Origin of the sequence: Streptomyces sp. NPDC019396 (genome assembly GCF_040632375.1) — a bacterium.
In the GTDB taxonomy this organism is placed as follows: domain Bacteria; phylum Actinomycetota; class Actinomycetes; order Streptomycetales; family Streptomycetaceae; genus Streptomyces.
Genome location: NZ_JBEYBS010000012.1, coordinates 39,197 through 60,083 on the forward strand (window position 1 = coordinate 39,197; position 20,887 = coordinate 60,083).

Here is a 20,887-nt window from a genome sequence, read left to right on the forward strand (position 1 = left end):
CGTGTCCGTCCGTCCCCACTAGGGATGTCTTACCCGTATGCACCGACAGTCCATGCCGCGCACGCCGGTTCCCTCAGCTACGGGCGAACATCCTTGCGCCCCCGGACACCCCCTTCGCGCCCTTTTCGCGCTCCATTAGCCGGCCCCTTCCGGCCTCTCCCGTCCCGCATTCCATACGGTGAGCGATCATTAGCCCACAACGCGTAACCAACGAGAGGTCGGGGAAGTTCCCCGGGCATGGCCGTCACCGCGCCCTCCGCGCCCACCGTCCCCGCTGTGCCGTCCCCCCGTGCGCCGCTGCCGTCCCCCGACGGCATCGCGCGCTGGTACGAGAACGAGCTGGGCTGGGCCACTGCGCACGGGCCGCCCGTGCAGCTGCTGACCGGGCTGCGCTTCGACGTGCTGGAGCTGCCCGCCGATGCCGGACTGATCCTGCTCAGGCGGTACGCCCGTACGGGTCCGGTCGCCCTCGCGGGGCGCAGAATGCGGCTGCTGGTGGCCGTGGGCAGCGCGGACGAGCTGCCCGGGCTGCTCGACTGGCTGGAGTGGGGCGGCATCGGTCTGGAGCTGACCGCCATCGGCGCCGACGGGCGGATCGCCGCCCCTCAGGGGGCCGCGGGCTGGCTGCGGCCCCCGGAGCCCGGGCGCGAGGTCGAGCCCTCGCTGCCGGCGATGTCCCCCGTCGGACGCCGTAACGGCTCCGTGGGTGTGCCCGACCTCGTGCGGCTCGTGGACACGGCGGCGACTGCGTGCCACCGGGCCCGGCTGCTGCGTGCGACCGCGGCCGCTGCGGTCCCCCACCGCAGTTCCCGCAATCAGCGCGAAAATCAGCCGTTGGCCTTCTCGTAGGCCTCGCGGATCTCGGCCGGGACGCGGCCACGGTCGTTCACGCTGTAGCCGTTCTCCTTGGCCCACTTGCGGATCTCGGCGGTGTCCTTGTTGCCCGAAACGGCGACACGGCCCTTGCCGCGGCCGGTCGCGGCCCGGCCACCGGTCTTCCGGCCGCTCTTGGTGTACGGCTCGAGCAGACCGCGGAGCTTGTCGGCGTTGGCGGTGGTGAGGTCGATCTCGTAGGTCTTACCGTCCAACGCGAACGTCACGGTCTCGTCGGCCTCGCCACCGTCGAGGTCGTCGACAAGAAGGACCTGAACCTTCTGTGCCACCGGATTTCCTTTCATCGAAAATGCAGTACGCGGAAAGGAAACCGCTTTTCCCGGAAAAACACAAACCCCTGGGAGAGGTTCAGAACCTCGAGAACGCGGGAAACGTGCGCGATTCGGACATCTGGCGTTCCGCCCGGCCGTTCCGTTCACGTTCCGGACGGGTTCGATCACAGGTGCAGAAGCATGCGGCTGTTGCCCAAGGTGTTCGGCTTCACCCGTTCGAGACCGAGGAACTCGGCGACTCCCTCGTCATAGGAGCGCAGCAGCTCGCTGTAGACATCTCCGTCAACCGGGGTCTCCCCGATCTCCACGAAGCCGTGCTTCGCGAAGAAGTCCACTTCAAAGGTAAGGCAAAACACCCGCCGCACTCCGAGCCAGCGGGCCGTGTGCAGTAGCTGGCCCAGCACCTGATGACCCACACCCCCGCCTTTGACTTGGGGATCCACGGCCAGGGTGCGGACTTCCGCGAGATCTTCCCACATCACGTGGAGCGCACCGCAACCGACCACTCGGGCATCGGCATCCCGTTCCGCCACCCAGAACTCCTGGATGTCTTCGTAAAGCGTCACCGTTGCTTTGTCGAGCAGGATGCCTTCGCTTACGTACGGATCGACGAGCCCGCGAACGGCCGGCACATCGCTGGTCCTGGCCCGCCGGACGGTCACGGCATTTGCTACGGCATTGGGAAGCGGATGCGCTGGGGACATGAGCGGACGCTATCGCCCCGCGCCGTCCGCTTCGCCCCCGGGCTCCCGATCCTCTTCCCGGCCCTGTTCCCGGCCCTGTTCCCGGCCTTCGCCGCCTCCCGGGTCTTCTTCCCGGGGGGATCGCGGGCCCCGCTGCGCCTCGCGTTCCGCCGGCCGTGCCGCCCCGCCTTCGGGGGCGGCTTCCGCCATCCGCGGCTGAACCACGCGGATCGCGTCCTGGAGCGCCTCGCGCTGCTCCGGCGACATCATGCCGAAGAACGCGACAAGAGCCGCCGCAGGGCTGTCGCTCTTCGACCAGGCTTCGTTCATCAGTGCGGCCGAGTAGGCGGCACGCGTGGAGACGGCGGTATATCGATAGGCGCGCCCTTCGACTTCCCTGCGCACCCAGCCCTTCTGATGGAGATTGTCCATTACCGTCATGACTGTGGTGTAGGCGATGGAGCGTTCCTGCTGGAGATCTTCCAGGACTTCCCGGACCGTCACCGGGCGGTTCCATTGCCAGATGCGCGTCATGACGGCGTCTTCGAGCTCTCCCAATTGGCGGGGCACATCGCCACCATAGTCGGAGATGTCGGAAAGAATGGCTATTGACGTAGTTCGCGCACGAAAAAGGACGTACGGCCGTAGACGGCCGCACGTCCCCTGAGTGTGCCGGGATGAAGCCCCGATCAGAACCCCATCGGGTTCCACCACACCTTGGCGAAACCGCCAAAAACCGATCGGCTTCGGTCAGCCACCGCTCAGGCCCCGGTCGGGCGCTCCGCCACGGCCGACGACCCGTGCTGCCGGGCGCCCTCGGCACGGGCCAGCGCCGCGTCCACGGCCGCGTCCTCCTTGGCCTTGTTCGGGCCGCCCTGGCTCTTGACGATCGTCACGACGAGGCCGATGAAGAAGCAGGCCATCACGACGGGGGGCAGGAGCGCGGATACGTAGTCCATGCCCCCAGAGTAGCTATCCGGCAGCCCGCTTCTTCGCCGGGGGCGCGGGCTTCCGGCGGGGCGGGAAGACCTCGCCGGGCGTCGGGATAGGGCGCTCAGGCCTCGGCGTGGGGTCCGGGGCCGGCTTGGGGGGTACCGGGCGCGGGTCCTGTTTGTCGCCGGACCGCGCCAGCGACCGTCCTCCCGGCAGCGCGTGCAGCCGGGCGCGGGAGGCCCGGTGGGCACCAGCGGCGGCCGGAGCGACGCGGGCGGCCAGCCGGGCTCGCACCGAGTCCTCGGCGAGCCTGCGGCAGCGCTCCAGCAGGGCCTGCACGGCCGGCGTGCGGTGCGGGAGGGTGCGCAGGGCCGCCAGGTCGTCGGGTCCTGGGTCGTACCCGGCGGCCAGGGCCTCCTGGAGCAGCTCCAGATAGCCCCCTGCCGAGCCGGGGAGGGCATCGCGGTAACGGACCAGGTCGGCGATGAGGAACGCGCGCTGCCGGTCCGCCTCGCGCACGGCCTCGTCCACGGACTCTGCGAGCCGCAGACAGTCCTGGACGAGGGCGTCGCTCTCGCGGGGCTGGTCGGGATTGAGGGCGATGGCGAGGGCGCGTCGGAGCACACGCAGTTCGTCTGCGCTGAACGCCATGCCGCCGCGGGATCCGTATGGCGTGGGCATGGGCCGACGATACGCGCTAATCGGACAAAATTCGTTTAGCGCGCATCTACGGCGCGGCGTGCCGGTTCACCGCCACCCGGCGGGCCGGCAGGCGTCGGTCGCATACGGGATCGGTCACATGCGGGAGACGTTGCGCTCGTACACGAGACGCAGCCCGATCAGCGTCAGCCAGGGCTCGTGCTCGTCGATCTCCGAGGACTCACCGAGCACCATAGGAGCCAGACCACCGGTGGCGATCACGGTGACGTCGTCCGGGTTGTCGGCCAGCTCGCGCTTCATCCGCTGGACGACACCGTCCACCTGCCCCGCGAAGCCGTACACGATGCCCGCCTGCATGGCCTCGACCGTGTTCTTGCCGATCACGCTGCGCGGCCGGGCCAGCTCGATCTTGCGGAGCTGGGCGCCCTTGACGCCGAGCGCGTCGACCGAGATCTCGATGCCGGGGGCGATGACCCCGCCCGCGTACTCGCCGCGGGTGCTGACGGCGTCGAAGGTGGTGGCCGTGCCGAAGTCGACGACGATCGCCGGGCCGCCGTACAGCTCCACGGCGGCGACCGCGTTGATGATGCGGTCCGCGCCGACCTCCTTGGGGTTGTCCATGAGGATCGGCACGCCCGTCTTGACCCCGGGCTCGACCAGGACCGCCGGGACGTCCCCGTAGTAGCGGCGGGTGACCTCACGCAGCTCGTGCAGCACGGAGGGGACGGTGGCGCAGATCGCGATGCCCTCGATGCCGTCGCCGAGCTCCTCGCCGAGCAGCGGGTGCATGCCCATCAGACCGTTGAGGAGCACCGCGAGTTCGTCGGCGGTACGCCTCGGGTCGGTGGAGACACGCCAGTGCTCCACGATCTCCTCGCCGTCGAACAGGCCGAGGACGGTATGCGTGTTGCCGACGTCGATGGTGAGCAGCATCAGTCCTGGGCCTCTCGCAGATCGAGGCCGATGTCGAGGATCGCCGACGAGTGGGTGAGGGCCCCGACGGCCAGATAGTCGACGCCCGTCTCGGCGTAGGCACGGGCGTTGGCGAGCGCGAGCCGGCCCGAGGACTCCAGCACCGCACGCCCCTTGGCAAGGGTGACGGCCTCCTCGGTCTCGGCGGGGGTGAAGTTGTCCAGCAGGATCAGGTCGGCGCCCGCGTCCAGGGCCTCCCGGACCTGGTGGAGGGTGTCGACCTCGACCTCGATGGCGAGATCGGGGGTGCCCATCGCGGCCATGGTCTCCCGTACGGCCTTGAAGGCCTGGGCGACCCCGCCCGCGGCGATGACGTGGTTGTCCTTCACCAGGGCGGCGTCGGAAAGGGACATCCGGTGGTTGACGCCGCCGCCGCAGCGCACGGCGTATTTCTCCAGCGCGCGCAGTCCTGGCGTGGTCTTGCGGGTGTCACGCACCTTCGCGCTCGTGCCTTCGAGCAGGTCGGCCCACGCACGGGTGGCGGTGGCGATACCGGAGAGCCGGCACAGGATGTTCAGCGCGCTGCGCTCGCCGGTGAGCAGATCGCGGGTGCGGGCGGTGACGGACAGCAGCTTCTGGCCCGCTTCGACCAGGTCGCCGTCCTCGACGTGCCGTTCGACCTCGAACTCGTCGGTGCAGACGATGGACAGCACGGCCTCGGCGATGCGCAGACCGGAGACCACTCCGGCCTCGCGTGCGGTGAAGTCGCCGGTGGCCACGGCGTCCTCGGGCACGGTGGCGACCGTCGTGACGTCGAAGCCGCCGTCGAGGTCCTCCTCGATGGCCAGGTGCGCGATGTCCTCGACCTGCACGGGGTCGAGCCCCGCTTCGGCCAGGAGCTCGGCGAGCGCGGGGTCGAGCCCGCACTCGTACACCTCGTCCGCGCCGCCTGCGCAGCCGCAGCCGTCGCCGCAGCCCGCCGCGCCGTCGGCTGCGGAGGAGGGTGCGCCGATGTGGATCAGCGGTACGTCCACGGGCTCGGGACGTTCTTCGGGCGTGCTCACGGTTGCGGCTCCCTGGGGGGAAGGGGGGTTGGGCGGGTGGACGTGACGGGAGGCAGCGACTCGCTGTCGGTGCGGCTGACGACGAGACGCCGGTCGGGGGTGAGCCGTACGACGATATGGCGGCGCCACCGCGTGTCGTCCCGGTCTGGGTGGTCTTCGCGCCAGTGGCAGCCGCGGGTCTCGGCGCGCTCGCGCGCGGCGGCGACCAGCACCCGCGACACCAGCAGCAGATTGCTGGACTCCCAGGACTCCACTCCGGGCTCGGCGGCCTTGGCGCCCCGGGCCGGGGTGTCGTCCTCGGCGTCGTGCCGAGCCGCCTGGTAGAGCCCCTCCAGTGCCTGCGCGGCCGCGTCGAGGCTGGCAGCGGAGCGCAGGACGCCCGCGCCCTGGGTCATGATCCGCTGGATCTCGTGGCGGGTCTCGGGCGCGAGCAGCGGGACGGGCCTGTCGTCGGCACCGGGAGACCGGGGGGCCGGGGCGCCGGCCGGGGGCACGGAAGGCGTCGGGACCGGGCCGGCCGGGGCGGAGGCGACGATGGCCGTGGCGATGCGCTCAGCGAAGACCAGGCCCTCGAGCAGCGAGTTGGAGGCCAGTCGATTGGCGCCGTGGACGCCCGTGCAGGCCACCTCGCCGCAGGCGTAGAGGCCGGGGACGGTGGTCCGGCCGTGCAGGTCGGTGCGTACGCCACCGGAGGCGTAGTGGGCGGCGGGGGCGACCGGTATCGGCTCCGTCACAGGGTCGATCCCATGGGCGCGGCAGGCAGCCAGGATGGTCGGGAAACGGTTCTCCCACATCTCGGCGCCGAAGTGGCGGGCATCGAGGAGCATGTGGTCGGCGCCCTGCTCCTGCATCCGGCGCATGATGCCCTTGGCCACGATGTCGCGCGGGGCGAGCTCGGCCAGCTCGTGCTGGCCGACCATGAAGCGCGTACCGGAGGCGTCGACCAGAAACGCACCCTCGCCCCGTACCGCCTCGGAGACGAGCGGCTGCTGGCCCTCGGAGTCCGTCCCGAGGAAGAGCACCGTCGGGTGGAACTGCACGAATTCCAGATCGCTCACCTCGGCCCCGGCGCGCAGCGCCAGAGCCACGCCGTCACCGGTGGAGACGGCGGGATTCGTCGTGGCGGCGAAGACCTGGCCCATGCCACCGGTCGCCAGGACCACGGCGGGCGCATGCACCGCGCCCACTCCGTCGTGCTGGCCCTCCCCCATGACATGGAGGGTGACTCCGGCCGTGCGGCCCTCGTCGTCGGTCAGCAGGTCCAGGACGAGGGCGTGCTCGATGATGCGTACGGCCCGCTCGCGTATCGCGGCGACCAGTGCCCGGGAGATCTCGGCTCCGGTGGCGTCGCCGCCCGCGTGGGCGATACGGCGCCGGTGGTGACCGCCCTCGCGGGTGAGCGCGATCCCGCCGTCCGACTCGGTGTCGAAACGGGCGCCGGTCTCCATCAACCGCCGCACGGCGTCCGGGCCTTCGGTGACCAGGGTGCGCACGGCCTCCTCGTCACAGAGCCCGGCGCCTGCCACCAGTGTGTCGTCCAGGTGCTGCTCGGGAGTGTCGCCCTCGCCGAGCGCCGCCGCGATGCCGCCCTGGGCCCAGCGGGTGGAGCCGTCGTCCAGAAGAGCCTTGGTGACCACGACCGTGCGCAGCCCCGCGGCCGTACAGCGCAGTGCGGCGGTCAGTCCGGCGACGCCGGAGCCGATCACCACGACATCGGCTTCGATGGCCCAGCCGGGTGCGGGGGCGTCCAGGCGTATTCCGCTCGTGCCGACAGTTCCGACATCTCCGGCGGTTCCGACGGTCATACCGGCGCTCCGAAAGTCAGGGGGATGTTGTCGATCAGCCTCGTGGTGCCGATCCGCGCGGCGACCGCCATGATCGCCTCGCCCTCGTAGCCGTCCGGGACCTCGGTGAAGTCGGTCGGGTCGACCAGCGCCAGATAGTCCAGCTCCAGCCGCGGCACCGCCGTGGCCGCCTCGTCCAGCACGGCACGGGCCGCGGCGCGCACGGCATCGGCCCCGCCGCCCGGCTGGGCCGCCGCCACGGCGTGCGCGTCCGCCGCGGCGCGGGCCTCCCCGAGCGCGGACAGCGCGGCGGCACGCGCCAGCGGGGCCGGCGCGGACTCGGCCCGAGCCCGCAGCGCCTGCTGCGCGGCGAGCCGGTCGCGGGACGCGAACAGGGCCCGGGACAGGGCCAGCGCGGCGCTGCGCTCATCGGGCGCGAGATAGCGGTTGCGGCTGGACAATGCGAGGCCGTCCGGCTCGCGCACGGTGGGCACGCCGACGATCTCCACCGGGAAGTTCAGATCGCGGGTCATCCGCCGGATCAGCGCGAGCTGCTGGGCGTCCTTCTGGCCGAAGAAGGCCACGTCCGGCCGGGTGAGGTGGAGGAGCTTGGCGACGACGGTGAGCATTCCGTCGAAGTGCCCGGGGCGGCTGGCGCCTTCGAGGAGCTCGCCCATGGGGCCCGCGGTGATACGGACCTGCGGCTGCCCACCCGGGTAGACCTCGTCGGTGGACGGGGCGAACACCACGTCAGCGCCCGCCTCCCGGGCGATCTTCAGATCGGCGTCCAGGGTGCGGGGATAGCGGTCGAGATCCTCGCTGGGGCCGAACTGGAGCGGGTTGACGAAGACGGTGACGACGACGAAGCCGTCGGCACCGGCATGGGAGCGGGCCGTGCGCACGAGGGTGGCATGGCCCTCGTGCAGGGCTCCCATGGTCATGACGACGGCGACGCGGCCACGGGGCGCGAGCTGCTCCAGGGCCCGGTCCAGGTCCTGACGGCTGTGCAGCACCCGCGTGGCCGCCACGGCGGAGTCCTCACCGCTGTGCTCGTGCGACCCGCCGGGCTCGTACGTCTCCTGAGACGCGTAGGTCCCGTCCGGCTCGTGCGGGTCGGGCTCGTACGCCCCGGCGGGGCGGACGGTGTTGCCCGCGTCCTGGCTCATCGGCTGTCCCCCTCGGCGAGCACGCCCAGCAGGTCCTCGGCGAGCTCGGGCTTGAGCAGTCCGTGCGCCAGGGCGCGGTCGGCCGTCGTACGGGCCATGGCCAGATACCCGGCGACCGCCCCCGGCGCGTGCTTGCGCAGCTCGGTGACATGGGCGGCGACCGTGCCGGCGTCGCCGCGGGCCACCGGGCCGGTGAGGGCGGCGTCGCCTGAGCGCAGGGCGTTGTCGAGTGCGGCGCCGAGCAGCGGGCCGAGCATCCGGTCGGGCGCCGCGACCCCCGCGGTGCGCAGCAGCTCCATGGACTGGGCGACCAGGGTGACCAGATGGTTCGCGCCGAGGGCGAGGGCTGCGTGGTAGAGCGGGCGGGCATCCTCGTCGATCCACTCCGGTTCACCGCCCATCTCGATGACCAGCGCCTCGGCGGCCAGTCTGAGCTCTTCGGGCGCGGTGACCCCGAAGGAGCAGCCGGCCAGCCGCTGGACGTCCACGCTCGTCCCCGTGAACGTCATCGCGGGATGCAGGGCGAGCGGCAGGGCACCGGCCCGGCGGGCGGGATCGAGCACGGCCGTGCCATAGCGCCCGGACGTGTGAACGAGGAGCTGGCCGGGGCGGACGGCCCCGGTCTCGGCGAGTCCACCGACCAGGGCGGGCAGGGCATCGTCGGGCACGGTGAGCAGCACCAGCTCGGCGCGGGCCAGCACCTCCGCGGGAGTCACCAGCGGCACATCGGGCAGCAGGGCCGCGGCACGGCGCCGTGAGGTGTCCGATACGCCGGAAGCGGCGACCGGGCGATGCCCGGCCAGCTGGAGGGACGCGGCGAGAGCGGGGCCGACGCGGCCGGCTCCGACGACACCAACGGTGAGCCGGGCCGGTCGGTCCCTGGGGTCGACGGGCTCGGATCCTGGGTGAGGTGCTGACGGTGGTGCGTTCACGCGGCGACGGCCTTCCGTTCCAGTCCGCGGGGGGTACCGGACGATTCCTCGTCATGCTACGCCAGCGCCTCGGGGAGCCCTCGGTCGTCCACAGGCCATGGAGTCGGTCGGGAAGCCCTCCGTGCGGTTATCCACAGGCCGTGCGGATCGGGGCCGGGACCCGCGAAGATCTCAGTACGCCGGAAGACGAGGGGAGCGGCGGAGATGACGACTGCGAACACGACGGAACCGACGGCACCAATGGAACCGACGGCACCCACGCACACGACGAAGAACGCGGCCGACGCAACGCATACAGCGCGGAGCGGGCCGGACGGGACACGGCGCAGGCTCGCTGCCTGGCGGGCCTCGAAACGGGTCCTGTCGCGCGCCACGGGGGAATACCGCCTGGGTGAGCGGCTGACGGCACTCGCTGCGGACGCGGGCGCGGTCCACGACCTGGAGGAGGAGGTCGACGTCTACGGCGACGGGGTCGTCGAGGCGCTGGAGTGCCGGGTGGCGGCGCTGCTGGGTTTCCCGGCCGCGGCGTTCTTCCCGACCGGGACGATGGCGCAGCAGGTAGCCCTCAGATGCTGGGCTGGGCGCACGGGCAATCACGCGGTCGCACTGCATCCGCTGGCGCATCCCGAGGTGCATGAGCGGGGCGCGCTCGGGCTGGTGAGCGGCTTGCGCACGGTCCATCCGACCCGGGCGCCCCGGCTGCCCACGGCCGATGAGGTCCGGGACCTGGAGGAGCCGTTCGGCACGCTGATGCTGGAACTTCCCCTGCGTGAGGCCGGTTTTCTGCTGCCGTCCTGGGACGAGCTGGTGGAGGTGGTGGCAGCGGCCCGCGAGCGGGAGGCGGTGGTGCACATCGACGGCGCCCGGCTGTGGGAGTGCACGGCCCACTTCGGGCGGGGCATGGACGAGATCGCCCAGCTCGCGGACAGCGTGTACGTGTCCTTCTACAAGTCCCTGGGCGGGCTCTCCGGGGCCGTTCTGGCGGGGCCCGAAACGCTCGTCGAGGAGGCCAGGGCCTGGCGGCACCGCTATGGCGGGCAGCTCTTCCAGCAGTACCCGGCCGCTCTCTCCGCGCTGCTCGGCCTGGACCGGGAGCTGCCGCGGCTGCCCGCGTACGTGGCGCACGCGGGGATCGTGGCGGGTGCGCTGGCGGAGGGGCTGCGGTCCGCACCGGAGATCGGCTGGTTCCGGATCCACCCCGATCCACCGCACACCCACCAGTTCCAGGTGTGGCTGCCGTACGAGGCTGATGCGCTGTCCGAGGCGTCGCTGCGGCAGGCTGAGCAGACGGGGGTCACGCTGTTCCGGAGGTGGTTCGCGCCAGAGCCCTGGGGACCGCCCGGTGTCTCGGTCACGGAGGTGACCGTGGCCTCGGAGGGGCTGGAGTGGACCGCTGAGGATGTTCGGGCGGCGGTGGGTGACTTCATACGGTTCCTGGCTCCGGTTGCCGATGGCGGCGGCGAAGCAGCCGGTTGAATACCTCGCGGAGGACCTCCCAGTCGTGGCGTCCTGGAGGAGGAGGGAGCGACGCACCCGTGCGGGTGGCGCGGCAGGAGTCGAGGAGGTGCTGCTGAATGGCGTCCACATGCCCAAGGCTGCGTCGGCAGGCCCGGTGCGCGCGCACCGATTGACCAGCGGCGTCAATCGGGGCGACGTCGTGTGGGCGACCGCGCACCATGGGAGGCGTGAGCGTCTCCATCGACATCGCGGGCCTGCCGCCCGAGCGCATCGTGTTCTCGATATCCCCGCTGGCCGAGCTGGGGGTGGCCCTGCACGCGCTGGCCGAGCCCGGACACCATCCGGGGCTGCACGGCTGGGCCACGGCCACCGCGGCCGGGCTGAAGCAGGATCTGGCCGACCGGCTGCACGAGGCGCACTTCCTGTGGAGCACCACGTTCTCCGACGTGTTCACGCCGTTCGCCGGTGTGCCCGGCCACGACGGAAGCACCGGGGTGACGCTCGCCGAAGAGCTGGATCTGCTCGAGCGGCTCTCGGACGAGCGCTTCGTCAGCGCGGCTCTGGAGCTCACATGCTCCACCTACGACAGCGGCGGCCCGGTCGACGCCTGCCGGGCACTGGAGCTCGCGGCGGTCCGCGGCCCCGGGCCGCTGGAGTTCACCCGACGGCTGCTGGACGATCCCGCGCCCGTGCGCGCCTGGCTGCGCCGCCTGTTCGAGGACTGCGACCAGGCCTTCTTCGCCGAGACCTGGCAGCGGGTGCGCATCCAGCTCGCCGCCGACGCCCGGCACAAGACGGAGCTGCTGCGCCGCAAGGGCCTGGCGGAGGCGCTGCGTGCCGTCTCGCCCGCGCTCTCGCTCGACGAGTCGGCGGGCAGGATCGCGGTGGACAAACTGGTGGAGGGCCAGACCACCGCCGTCGACCAGCAGGTGGGGGCCGGGCTCACGCTCGTGCCATCCAGCTTCGGCTGGCCCCATCTGATGGTGCTGCACGCCCCGGGCTGGCGTCCCGTGATCCACTACCCCGTCGGGGCCCCGGAGCTGCCCGGCCCGGCCTCCGTCGACGTGCTCAAGCTCCGCATGGAGGCGCTCGCCCACCCGATGAGGATGCGCCTGTGCCGCAACCTCGCCCGCACCTCGTACAGCACCGGCGAACTGGCCGACGCCCACGGCATCACGGCTCCGGAGGTCCCACGCCATCTGTCGGTCCTCAAGAAGGCGGGCCTGATCACCACACGGCGCCGGGGCCGCTATGTGCTCCACCAGCTGAACGTCCCGGTGGTGGCCCGGCTGGGCAGCGACTTCCTGGAGACGGTCCTGCGCTGACCGGCTCAGGGCAGAGCCCGGAGGTCACCGCGCCACCGCGCCGGTGGCCGGCTTACCGCGTCAGCGGGTGACCGCTCACCGCGCCGGCGGGGGACCGTCTGACCGCGCCACCGGGTCACCGGGTCACCAGGTCACCGGGTCACCGGGTCACCAGGTCACCGGGTCACCGGCGCCGGGCGATGGTCACTCCGTCGCGCACCGGCAGCATCACCGCATCCACCCGCTCGTCGGCCGCGATCAGGTCGTTGAGCCGCCGCATCGCCACGTGACGCTCTTCCTGGTAGGCGGGGTCGAGCACACGGCCGCCGAGGAAGACGTTGTCCAGCACCACAAGCCCTCCGGGGCGCAGTCGGTCCACGATCTCCTCGTAGTACGCCGGGTAGTTGCCCTTGTCGGCGTCGATGAACGCGATGTCGATGACCGGCTCGCTGTCGAGCGCGCGCAGCGTCTCCAGGGCGGGGGCGATACGCAGGTCGATCCGTTCGGCGACGCCCGCACGCTCCCAGTACGGCCGGCCGATGGCGGCCCACTCCTCGCTGACATCGCAGGCGAGCAGCCGGCCGCCGTCGGCCAGGCCGCGGGCGATGCAGAGGGTCGAGTAGCCGGTGAACACACCGACCTCGACCGCGAAGTGGGCCCCCGTCAGCCGGGTCAGCATCGTGAGCAGCGTGCCTTCGTCGGCGGAGACCTGCATGCACGCGGCGTCGGCGGTGGCCTCTCTGGTGGCGGCGGCCAGCTCGCCGAGGATGTCGTCGGCCGGCGTGTGGTGGCTGAGCAGATACTCGCCGACGACGGGCTCGGTGGGCTCCAGTTCGCCGCCGTCGATCGCGGCGGTCCAGTCGGCGACGAGCTCCTCCCGGGTGGCGAAGCGCATCAGGTGGCGGGTGATGACGTCCTGGACCCGGGCCAGGGACTCGGCGTCAACCGCCGTTGCGGTCAGCTCCAGCCGGTCCGGGGCGGGCGTGAGGACGCAGGTCCCGGAAGAGACCGTGATCGTGCCACGGCCGTCGGGGCGGAGGGTGGTGGTGGCCTTGTGGCCCATGTGCGACACGAGCTGCTTGATGTAGCGGGCGGGGTGGGCGGTCACGACACGGGCGGTGGCGAGGGGCATGGGACTCCTTGGGGTCTCCCGTTAAGTGGCGAGAATCCTCGCCACTTCTGGAAAGGATTCTGAGCCCGGCGCGACGCGGTTGTCAAAAGTGTTTGTTTTCCTAGACACTTCCGCCATGGCACACGATCAGCCCCCGCCCGAAAGCAGCACCGACCAGAGCAGCCGGCGGCAACACGATGAGCAGAACCCCCTGGTGCTGCGCTCGGCCGAGCAGTTCAAGGCTCTCGGGCACCCGGTGCGCCACCGCCTGGTCAACGTGCTGCGCCAGCGGCCCGCGACGCTGCGTCAGCTCGCCGAGGTGCTGCGCATGAGCAAGGGCACCATCGGCTATCACGTGCGTGTCCTGCGCGAGGCCGGACTGGTCCGGCTCACCGAGACCCGCCGGGTGCGCGGCGGCACCGAGCAGTACTTCGCACTGGTCAGCCGCAGCTTCAAGGTCCACGAGGACGCGCCCGTCGGGCGGGAGTTCCTGATCAATGCCGCACTCGGCGAGATGGCACCGGACCGGCCCGGCGAACCCTCCCACACCGCGCTGCGCCACCTCTGGCTCACCGACACCGAGGCTCACGCGCTGGAGGCCCGCCTCCGCGCGATGACCTCGGAACCGCATCCGGCGGACCCCGCACACGGCCGGCCGTACGGGCTGCTGGTCAGCCTCTTCCGTGCCGACGTCCCCAGCCTGCCGCCGGACGACGCGCACTGATCACCCCGCGGTACGCGGCCTTCACCGTGGCCGTGCTCCGGCCACGTACCGGCGACGGATCCTGATCCGGGATACGCGGCCTTTGCCATGACCCGCTCAGGCCACGAACCGGACCGGGCGGTCCCGCGCAGTCAGGAGTGCGGCTCGTCCGCGAGTTCCGCGACGCCCGTGATGCGGTGCAGCGGATAGGTGCGCACCTCGTCGGCCGTGTGGTCGTAGGCGGTGACGAAGCCGCCCTCCACGCGCACGGGTGCGATGACCCGCTGGCTGGCGGCGCCTTCCGCGTTGACATAGCCGATCCAGAGGGCGGAGCCGGTGAGGGCCGCGGCCTGGACGGTGGCGAGGGTTTCGGCGGGGGTGGTGCGGGGGAGCCGGCCGTCCGCCGCGGTCTCGGTGGTTGCGGGCTTGCGGGTGGCGGTGGCGGCCAGGTCCCCGGCGCGGATCGCCTTCACGGCGGCGGCGAGCAGGGTGTCGTCCGGGGACGGGGGGCCGTCGGGGACCGGAACCGGTGGGGTGCGGGGCGGGGTGCGGCGGCTGTCGGCGCGGGTGATCAGGACATCGCCTTCGGCGGACTCTGCGGCCGGTGCGTAGCCCATCGCGCGCAGCCCCTCCAGCAGGCTCGCGGGGTCGGCCTGGGCGGCCAGCACCGTGGGGGCGAGGCGGCGCAGGCGCAGGGGCTGGGAGCGGCGGTCCGCGAGGATCTCGTCGAGCAGGGCGTCGTCGTCGCAGCGTACGTACGCGGAGGCCGCGCCGATCCGCAGGTGGCCGTGCTTGCGGGCCACGTCGTCGATCAGATAGCTCAGCGGCTGCGGCACGGGCGTACGGCTGTGCCTGGTCAGGAAGGCGTGCAGATCCGCCGCCGCCTGCCCGGCGTCGAGGGCGCGTCGTACGGAGGCCGGCGTGAACCGGTACACCGTCGCGCCACCCTTCGACTCCACGTCCGCGAGTACGTCGAGGGCGTCGGCGAGCGGTCTCTCCAGCGGGCCGGGGGCGACCGCCGTGAGGTCGGCCTGGAGCAGCACATGGTCCAGCGGGGGCGGGAACAGCGGCGCGATGGCCGTGGCCGCGAGCCTGGCCTGGTCGGCGGGCGTGTCCGCGGCGAGCAGGGCGCGCGCCGCCGCGGAGAGGGCGCCGCGGCCCGTGAGACCGAGGAGTTCGGCCTCCATGAGGGTCCAGCCCGCGATCCGCGAGCGCAGGTCCACGGCGTCCACACGCACGGGCCGCGCCGGCCGCTCCCAGCGCAGCCGGGCCAGCACCGAGTCCGCGTCGGCGCAAGCACCGGCCGGGAGCTCCGCCAGTAGGTGCAGCACCCGCAGCCGCACCTCCGGCGCGGCGCCGCGGTCCAGATCCGGGCCGAGCGCCGCGAGAGTGCGGCCCTTGGAGTCCTGGCCGCCCACGAGGCCCGGGACACGGGTCGCGGCGAGCCATACCGCGACCAGTTCCGTCCAGCGTTCGGCGGCCGGGAGGTCCAGCCACGCGTCATACGCGGGCGTGGGCACGTAACGTTCGTCGGCCTCCCCGTCGGATGCCAGGAGCCCTGCCCCGTAGGCGAGTTCGATCCAGAACGAGGCGATCGGCTCCGTCACGTCCAGCGCCGCCGCCGTCCGCTTCAGGTCGCGCACGCTCAGCCCGCCGGCCCTGAGCACCGCGGGCCCGCCCGTCTGCCAGTCCTTGAGCAGTTCTTCCACGGTGGCGAGCGCGGTGTACGCCTGACCGGCCGCCGTACTGTCCACAATCTGTGGACGGTGTTCGGTGGCAACCACCACCTCCGGGGCCACCGGCTCCGGCTCCCGGTGCGCCCGGCCTCCGCGCAGATGCAGCGCCGCCTCACGCGGCAGCACCACCGTGCGCGGCGACGCCGGCAGCAGCAGCCCGTGGTCCCGCAGCCAGCGCACGGGTGGCGTGGGATCCGCGGTCACCTCCCCGTATGGCGGCCCCCACACCAGCCGGTCCAGCACCGCGAGCGCCTCCGGCGGAGCGGTGTCCAGCAGCCTCGCCATCCGCTCCCGGTCCGTGAACAGCGCCGTCAGCTCGCCCACCGCTGACACGGAGTCATGCGTCGCAGGCAGCCCGACGGCGGCGAGGATCTCCTGGAGCCGCCCCGGCGACATACCCGCCGTGGACTCGGCGACGGTCGGCCCGAGCCCGGTCGGCGAGGGGTGCGACGGGGACGGGGTGAGCAGCTCGCGTGCGGTGCGCACCAGCCTCAGCTGGTCGTCGTCGCCCCAGGCGAGGGCATGCGCGCGCAGCACGGCGAGGGCACGGGGCAGGGCGGCCGCGATCGCCGGATCCGCGGCCGGATCGGTGGTCGGCTCGCGCGTGTCGCCGGTGTCGCCCGCGAGCAGGCCGAGGACGGTGGCGTACGAGGCGGGCTCGGCGGCCACCGCCAGCGCCTGCGCGGTCTGGAGCGTGAAACGGTCGAGCCGTTCCAGGGCCCGTACGACGGACGCGCGGGTGCCGGCGCGGGTGGCGAGCTGGGTGATGTCGTTCGGCACCGGGGTCAGCAGATCCGGGCGGGCCCGCAGCAGCTCCGCCAGCCCCCCGTCCCCGCGGGCGCGCAGCGCCTCCGCCAAGGTACGGGGCGCCGAGCGCGGCGTACCGCCGTCGCCGCTGCCTCCGTTGTCACCTTTGACATCGTCTTCGCCGACCGTGCGTGCGGGCACGTGCGCCTCCCGATCGAGCTCACCGGTCCCCATCCGCCCCACGTTAGCCCCTGCTCGCGCGCTAACGTCGGGCCAGGGCGCCCACCGGTACGGGCGCGCTGCGGAAGGGCGGCCGTGGGGATCGAGAGCGACCAGCTTGTCTTCGACTATCTGAGCCGGGTCGGCGACCTGGCTCAGCGGCACCAGCTGCCCTCGGGGACCAGGATGCAGCTCGTGTCGTCGTTGCGGAGCGAGATCGACCGGCAGCGTGCGAAGCAGGGCGCCGACAGCCCGGCGACCGTACGCCGCATCCTGGGACGCCTCGGCACGCCGGACGAGGTGGTGGCGGCGGCGTCGCCCGACGGTCCGAGTGGGACCAGTGAGGTCAGCGAGGTCAGCGGAACAGCAAGGACCAGCAGGATCGCCCCGGGCCGGCCGCCGCGCGTGCCGCGTCCGCGCAGGGCTTCGGAGTCCGCCGCGTCGCCACCGCACCTGGCCGGGATGGACGAACTCGGCTCGTCCGACGGCGAACCCGACTGGTGGCGCATCGGGCCCGAGCCGGGTGACAGCGCGATCGGCGGCTTCGTCGGCGGCGTGGAGATCCCCGAAATACTGAAGCCCCCGCCGGTCGAGGACGCGGAGGCGGACGGGGCAGACGCGGCGGAAGCGGCGGAAGCGGACGCCGAGCCGTCCGCGCCCGCCCGGCACCGGTGGCTGACCCGGCTGCGCCGTCATCGCGGTGGCGTGGAGGCGGTCGGGGCACCCGCCGCCCGGCGCTCGCTCGGCAGCCCGCTCCTCCTCGTCGCCGCCGCCCTGCTGGCCATCGGCACGATCCTCGGCTCCTGGCTGACGCTCGGCCTCGGCTGGCTGCTCGCCTACGCCTCCCGCGCCCTCAGTCGCACCCAGGCGAAATGGGCGGTCCTCGGCCTCCCCGGCGTGGTCGCCGGTGGCACCGCGGTCTGGCTGTGGGGGCGCGTCAACGGCCGCTGGGGCGAACCGATCCCGGCCGGCGGCGACGCCATGGCGGATGTCCTCACGGGGACATGGCCGTGGGTGGTACGAGGCGCGGCGATCGCGACGGCGCTGTATCTGGTCCATCGCGCCCGCAGGTCCTGACCGTCCGGTCACGGGGTGTCGCGGTGCCCGTGACGGCGTCCGGAGTGCCCACCGCGGGGTGCGGGGACACCGGGCGACCCGCCCCCGGACAATGGCACCATGCAGCCCCTCACCGTCGGTTTCGACCTCGACATGACCCTCATCGACTCACGTCCGGGCATCCACACCGTCTACCTCGCCCTGGCCGCCGAGACCGGGGTCCCCATCGACGCCGACCTCGCCGTGTCCCGGCTCGGGCCGCCGCTCGAGCAGGAGATCGCTTGCTGGTTCCCCGCGGACCGCGTCGAGGAGATGTCCGCCCGCTACCGGGAGATCTACGCCCTCCACGCCATAGCCCCGAGCCCCGCGATGCCGGGTGCCCGTGAGGCCATCGCCGCCGTCCGGGCGGTCGGCGGGCAGGCCATCGTGGTCACCGCCAAGCACGAGCCGAGCGCCCGGCTGCACCTGGACCACCTCGGCATCGAACCGGACGCGCTGATCGGGTGGCTGTGGGCGGAGGCCAAGGCGGAGGCGCTGCGGGCTCACCGGGCGCGGGTGTACGTCGGCGACCACATCGGGGATGTACGCGGTGCCCGGACCGCGGGTGCGCTGTCCGTCGCCGTGGCGACGGGGCCTTGTGGGGCGGACGAGCTCAGGGCGGCCGGTGCGGATGTGGTGCTTCCGGACCTCACCGCTTTCCCCGAGTGGCTCGCCGCCTACGCGGCGGCGGACCGGGACACGGACCGCGCCTCACGGCGCTGAATCGCGATCGCCCGCAGTATCCCCGCTCCCGCGATGAGGAACCCCAGGCCCATCAGCATGCAGACGGCGTAGGCAATCGGAGGAAACGGCTCCGTGCCGAGAAACAATGGGGCCACTGTGACAAGAGTGGCCACAGCTCCGACGATGAATACGATCCCGCCGGCACGCACCAGCCCGTCCCCGGGCCCTGTCGCCGAACCGGCGCCTGAACTGGCGGCTGAACCGGCCGAACCGGATGAATTCGTTTGGGTTTCGAGAGTCACTCGACCAGGGTAGTTCCCAGCGCACAGGAATCACCGGGGACGTCTTGTCAGCGGGCCCGGGACCATTAGCCTTGGTTGGTGGCGGGTCAGGCAACGACCCGCTGTAGTGCTATCCAGAGCAGTTTTCAGACCAGTTTTCCGTATTTACCACAGTTTCCCTAGTTTCCCGACGAGTACGAGGACGAGGACAGACGTGCCTACCGGCAAGGTCAAATGGTTCAACAGCGAGAAGGGCTTCGGCTTTCTCTCCCGCGACGACGGCGGCGACGTCTTTGTCCACTCGTCGGTGCTTCCTGACGGAGTCGACGGCCTCAAGCCCGGGCAGCGAGTGGAGTTCGGCGTTGTCGCAGGTCAGCGCGGAGACCAGGCGCTCTCGGTGATCATCCTGGACCCGACCCCCTCCGTCGCCGCCGCGCAGCGCCGCAAGCCCGACGAGCTGGCGTCGATCGTGCAGGACCTGACCACGCTGCTCGAGAACATCACGCCTCAGCTGGAACGGGGCCGTTACCCCGACAAGGCGCACGGCGCGAAGATCGCGGGTCTGCTGCGTGCCGTGGCCGACCAACTCGACGTCTAGGTCCGTCCGGTCCAGGGACTTGCAGGCAGAGAAATCCGGCCGTGGGGCAGCACGAGCCCCACGGCCGGAACGCTTTCACGGGAACGTCAGAGCCTCCGGCGCGATCGGCGGCACCAGACCCTCCGCCGCGGCGCGGGTGAGCAGCCCGCGGACCGCCGCGTATCCGTGCTCCCCCAGATCCGCGGTGAACTCGTTGACGTACAGGCCGATGTGCTGATCGGCCACCGCGGGGTCCATCTCCTGGGCGTGTTCGAGTACGTAGGGCCGTGACGCCAGCGGGTCGTCCCAGGCCATACGGACGGATGTACGGGCCGCCTCGGCCAGCACCCCCAGGGCTCCGACGCCCAGCGAGCGCTTGGCGATGATCGCGCCCAGCGGGATCGGCAGCCCGGTGGTGGACTCCCAGTGCTCGCCCATGTCGGCGAGGCAGTGCAGCCCGTAGTTCGGGTAGGTGAACCGCGCCTCGTGGATGACGAGCCCCGCGTCCACCTTGCCGTCCCGCACGGCGGGCATGATCTCGTGGAACGGCAGCACGACGATCTCCCCGACGCCCTCGGGGACCATGTCCGCCGCCCACAGCCGGAACAGCAGATAGGCCGTCGAGCGCTCGCTCGGCACGGCGACCGTCCTGCCCGCGAGACGTGCCGCGGCGCCGGTGCCCGGCCCCGGCTCACGGGTCAGCACCAGCGGCCCGCAGCCCCGGCCCAGCGCACCGCCGCAGGGGAGCAGCGCGTACTCGTCGAGCACGTACGGCAGCACCGCGTAGGACACCTTCAGCACATCGGACTCACCGCGCTCGGCCATGCCGTTGGTGATGTCGATGTCGGCCAGCGTCACGTCGAGACGGGGCGCGCCGGGGACCCGGCCGTGTGCCCACGCGTCGAAGACGAACGTGTCGTTGGGGCAGGGCGAGTAGGCGATCTTGAGGGTGGTGCTCGGTGTCATCGGGCCTCCTCCTCGAGCGCGGGTCCAAGCCTGGCGAACGCGTTCCGCAGGGCCTCCAGGGCCTCGCCGATCCGCCAGGCGGCGCGGTCGCGCGGGCCGACGGCGTTCGACACGGCGCGGATCTCCGTGACCGGGACGCCGTGCGCCGCAGCGGCCTCGGCGACCCCGAAACCCTCCATCGCCTCGCCGGCGGCCCGCGGGTGACGTGCGGTCAGCTCCGCGGCGCGGGCGGCGGTCCCGGTCACCGTGGACACGGTGAGCACGGGGCCGTGTACCGCGTCCAGGGCCTTGGCGAGCGGTGCCGAGAGCGGGGACGGGGCATGGGCGGAGCGGCCGAAGCCGAGTTCGTCGACGGTGAGATAGCCGTCGGGCGTGTCGGCGCCGAGATCGGCGGCGACGATCGCGTCCGCGACGACGATCGCGCCGAGCGGGGCGGTCGGGGCGAAGCCGCCGCCGATGCCCGCGGAGACCACCAGGTCGTAGGTCGCGGCCGTCAGCGCCGTCGCCGTGGCCGCCGCGGCGGCCGCCGGGCCCACACCCCCGGCCAGCACATCGACGGTGACGGTGCAGCCGTCCCCGCCCCCGTAGCGGCTCAGGACGTACCCGCCCGGGAGGGAGGTGCCGCCGCCGGCGGACACCAGCCCGGCGGCAACGGCGTCCGCTTCCGCCTGCACCGCGGTCACGACGAGTACGTGCATGGGCGAGC

At 72.3% G+C, this 20,887-nt stretch carries 22 protein-coding genes; 7 read left to right on the forward strand and 15 right to left on the reverse strand.

What is annotated here, in order from left to right:
* Positions 1-237 precede the first annotated feature (237 nt).
* Positions 238-849, forward strand: a complete 612-nt coding sequence (locus ABZ532_RS15865; RefSeq protein WP_361283000.1) for an SCO3374 family protein — start codon at positions 238-240, stop codon at positions 847-849.
* On the opposite strand, the gene ABZ532_RS15870 is transcribed toward ABZ532_RS15865, so the two are convergent.
* From ABZ532_RS15870 to ABZ532_RS15915, 10 genes are all read right to left on the reverse strand, one after another.
* A complete protein-coding gene (locus tag ABZ532_RS15870; RefSeq protein ID WP_361283002.1) occupies positions 828-1,163 on the reverse strand; it encodes an Lsr2 family protein in 336 nt (111 codons plus the stop codon). The genes ABZ532_RS15865 and ABZ532_RS15870 overlap by 22 nt on opposite strands.
* Before the next feature lie 167 nt (positions 1,164-1,330).
* Positions 1,331-1,870, reverse strand: a complete 540-nt coding sequence (locus tag ABZ532_RS15875; protein WP_361283004.1) for an amino-acid N-acetyltransferase — start codon at positions 1,868-1,870, stop codon at positions 1,331-1,333.
* Positions 1,871-1,879: 9 nt separating this feature from the next.
* Positions 1,880-2,419 carry a BlaI/MecI/CopY family transcriptional regulator gene (locus ABZ532_RS15880; protein ID WP_361283302.1) on the reverse strand — a complete coding sequence of 180 codons (540 nt, stop codon included), beginning with the start codon at positions 2,417-2,419 and terminating at the stop codon, positions 1,880-1,882.
* A gap of 191 nt (positions 2,420-2,610) precedes the next feature.
* The gene (locus ABZ532_RS15885; RefSeq protein ID WP_361283006.1) at positions 2,611-2,808 is read right to left on the reverse strand and encodes a hypothetical protein; all 198 of its coding nucleotides are present in this window, start codon (positions 2,806-2,808) and stop codon (positions 2,611-2,613) included.
* A gap of 13 nt (positions 2,809-2,821) precedes the next feature.
* Positions 2,822-3,463: a hypothetical protein gene (locus tag ABZ532_RS15890; protein ID WP_361283008.1), complete on the reverse strand. Its 642-nt coding sequence runs from the start codon at positions 3,461-3,463 to the stop codon at positions 2,822-2,824.
* Between the two features lie 114 nt (positions 3,464-3,577).
* Positions 3,578-4,375 carry a type III pantothenate kinase gene (locus ABZ532_RS15895; protein ID WP_361283010.1) on the reverse strand — a complete coding sequence of 266 codons (798 nt, stop codon included), beginning with the start codon at positions 4,373-4,375 and terminating at the stop codon, positions 3,578-3,580.
* Positions 4,375-5,418 carry a carboxylating nicotinate-nucleotide diphosphorylase gene (nadC, locus tag ABZ532_RS15900; RefSeq protein WP_361283012.1) on the reverse strand — a complete coding sequence of 348 codons (1,044 nt, stop codon included), beginning with the start codon at positions 5,416-5,418 and terminating at the stop codon, positions 4,375-4,377. The genes ABZ532_RS15895 and nadC overlap by 1 nt, the downstream gene beginning before the upstream one ends.
* Positions 5,415-7,223, reverse strand: coding sequence for an L-aspartate oxidase (locus ABZ532_RS15905; protein WP_361283014.1), 1,809 nt, complete (start codon positions 7,221-7,223; stop codon positions 5,415-5,417). Before ABZ532_RS15905 ends, nadC begins: the two co-directional genes overlap by 4 nt.
* On the reverse strand, positions 7,220-8,368 hold the full coding sequence (gene panC, locus ABZ532_RS15910) for a pantoate--beta-alanine ligase (protein ID WP_361283016.1): 1,149 nt from the start codon (positions 8,366-8,368) through the stop codon (positions 7,220-7,222). The genes ABZ532_RS15905 and panC overlap by 4 nt, the downstream gene beginning before the upstream one ends.
* A complete protein-coding gene (locus tag ABZ532_RS15915) occupies positions 8,365-9,300 on the reverse strand; it encodes a DUF2520 domain-containing protein (RefSeq protein WP_361283018.1) in 936 nt (311 codons plus the stop codon). The genes panC and ABZ532_RS15915 overlap by 4 nt, the downstream gene beginning before the upstream one ends.
* Positions 9,301-9,504: 204 nt before the next feature.
* On the opposite strand from ABZ532_RS15915, the gene ABZ532_RS15920 reads away from it, so the two are divergent.
* Complete coding sequence (locus ABZ532_RS15920; protein ID WP_361283020.1) at positions 9,505-10,776, forward strand: beta-eliminating lyase-related protein; 1,272 nt, start codon at positions 9,505-9,507, stop codon at positions 10,774-10,776.
* 200 nt (positions 10,777-10,976) lie between these two features.
* Positions 10,977-12,083 (forward strand): DUF5937 family protein, encoded by a 1,107-nt coding sequence (locus tag ABZ532_RS15925; RefSeq protein ID WP_361283022.1) that lies wholly within the window; start codon positions 10,977-10,979, stop codon positions 12,081-12,083.
* A 163-nt stretch (positions 12,084-12,246) separates the two neighbouring features.
* On the opposite strand, the gene ABZ532_RS15930 is transcribed toward ABZ532_RS15925, so the two are convergent.
* A complete protein-coding gene (locus tag ABZ532_RS15930; RefSeq protein WP_361283024.1) occupies positions 12,247-13,194 on the reverse strand; it encodes a DUF2218 domain-containing protein in 948 nt (315 codons plus the stop codon).
* 115 nt (positions 13,195-13,309) lie between these two features.
* Between ABZ532_RS15930 and ABZ532_RS15935 the strand changes: the two genes are divergently transcribed.
* Entirely contained in the window at positions 13,310-13,897 is a 588-nt protein-coding gene (locus tag ABZ532_RS15935; protein WP_361283026.1) for a winged helix-turn-helix domain-containing protein, read from the forward strand.
* Between the two features lie 131 nt (positions 13,898-14,028).
* Here ABZ532_RS15935 and ABZ532_RS15940 read toward each other — a convergent pair whose 3' ends face one another.
* Entirely contained in the window at positions 14,029-16,593 is a 2,565-nt protein-coding gene (locus ABZ532_RS15940) for a helicase C-terminal domain-containing protein (RefSeq protein ID WP_361283028.1), read from the reverse strand.
* An 81-nt stretch (positions 16,594-16,674) separates the two neighbouring features.
* Between ABZ532_RS15940 and ABZ532_RS15945 the strand changes: the two genes are divergently transcribed.
* Together ABZ532_RS15945 and ABZ532_RS15950 are read left to right on the forward strand one after the other, a co-directional pair.
* A complete protein-coding gene (locus ABZ532_RS15945) occupies positions 16,675-17,655 on the forward strand; it encodes a hypothetical protein (protein WP_361283030.1) in 981 nt (326 codons plus the stop codon).
* Positions 17,656-17,754: 99 nt separating this feature from the next.
* Positions 17,755-18,396 carry an HAD hydrolase-like protein gene (locus tag ABZ532_RS15950; protein ID WP_361283032.1) on the forward strand — a complete coding sequence of 214 codons (642 nt, stop codon included), beginning with the start codon at positions 17,755-17,757 and terminating at the stop codon, positions 18,394-18,396.
* Here the strand turns inward: ABZ532_RS15950 and ABZ532_RS15955 are convergent.
* Positions 18,351-18,569 carry a hypothetical protein gene (locus ABZ532_RS15955; RefSeq protein WP_361283304.1) on the reverse strand — a complete coding sequence of 73 codons (219 nt, stop codon included), beginning with the start codon at positions 18,567-18,569 and terminating at the stop codon, positions 18,351-18,353. The two genes, ABZ532_RS15950 and ABZ532_RS15955, sit on opposite strands and share 46 nt — an antisense overlap.
* Positions 18,570-18,852: 283 nt before the next feature.
* Here ABZ532_RS15955 and ABZ532_RS15960 point away from each other — a divergent pair, with 283 nt between their 5' ends.
* Positions 18,853-19,236 carry a cold-shock protein gene (locus ABZ532_RS15960; protein WP_361283034.1) on the forward strand — a complete coding sequence of 128 codons (384 nt, stop codon included), beginning with the start codon at positions 18,853-18,855 and terminating at the stop codon, positions 19,234-19,236.
* 75 nt (positions 19,237-19,311) lie between these two features.
* Here ABZ532_RS15960 and ABZ532_RS15965 read toward each other — a convergent pair whose 3' ends face one another.
* Together ABZ532_RS15965 and ABZ532_RS15970 are read right to left on the reverse strand one after the other, a co-directional pair.
* Positions 19,312-20,181: a 1,4-dihydroxy-6-naphthoate synthase gene (locus ABZ532_RS15965; protein ID WP_361283036.1), complete on the reverse strand. Its 870-nt coding sequence runs from the start codon at positions 20,179-20,181 to the stop codon at positions 19,312-19,314.
* Positions 20,178-20,879 (reverse strand): futalosine hydrolase, encoded by a 702-nt coding sequence (locus ABZ532_RS15970; RefSeq protein ID WP_361283038.1) that lies wholly within the window; start codon positions 20,877-20,879, stop codon positions 20,178-20,180. Before ABZ532_RS15970 ends, ABZ532_RS15965 begins: the two co-directional genes overlap by 4 nt.
* Between the last annotated feature and the right edge of the window lie 8 nt (positions 20,880-20,887).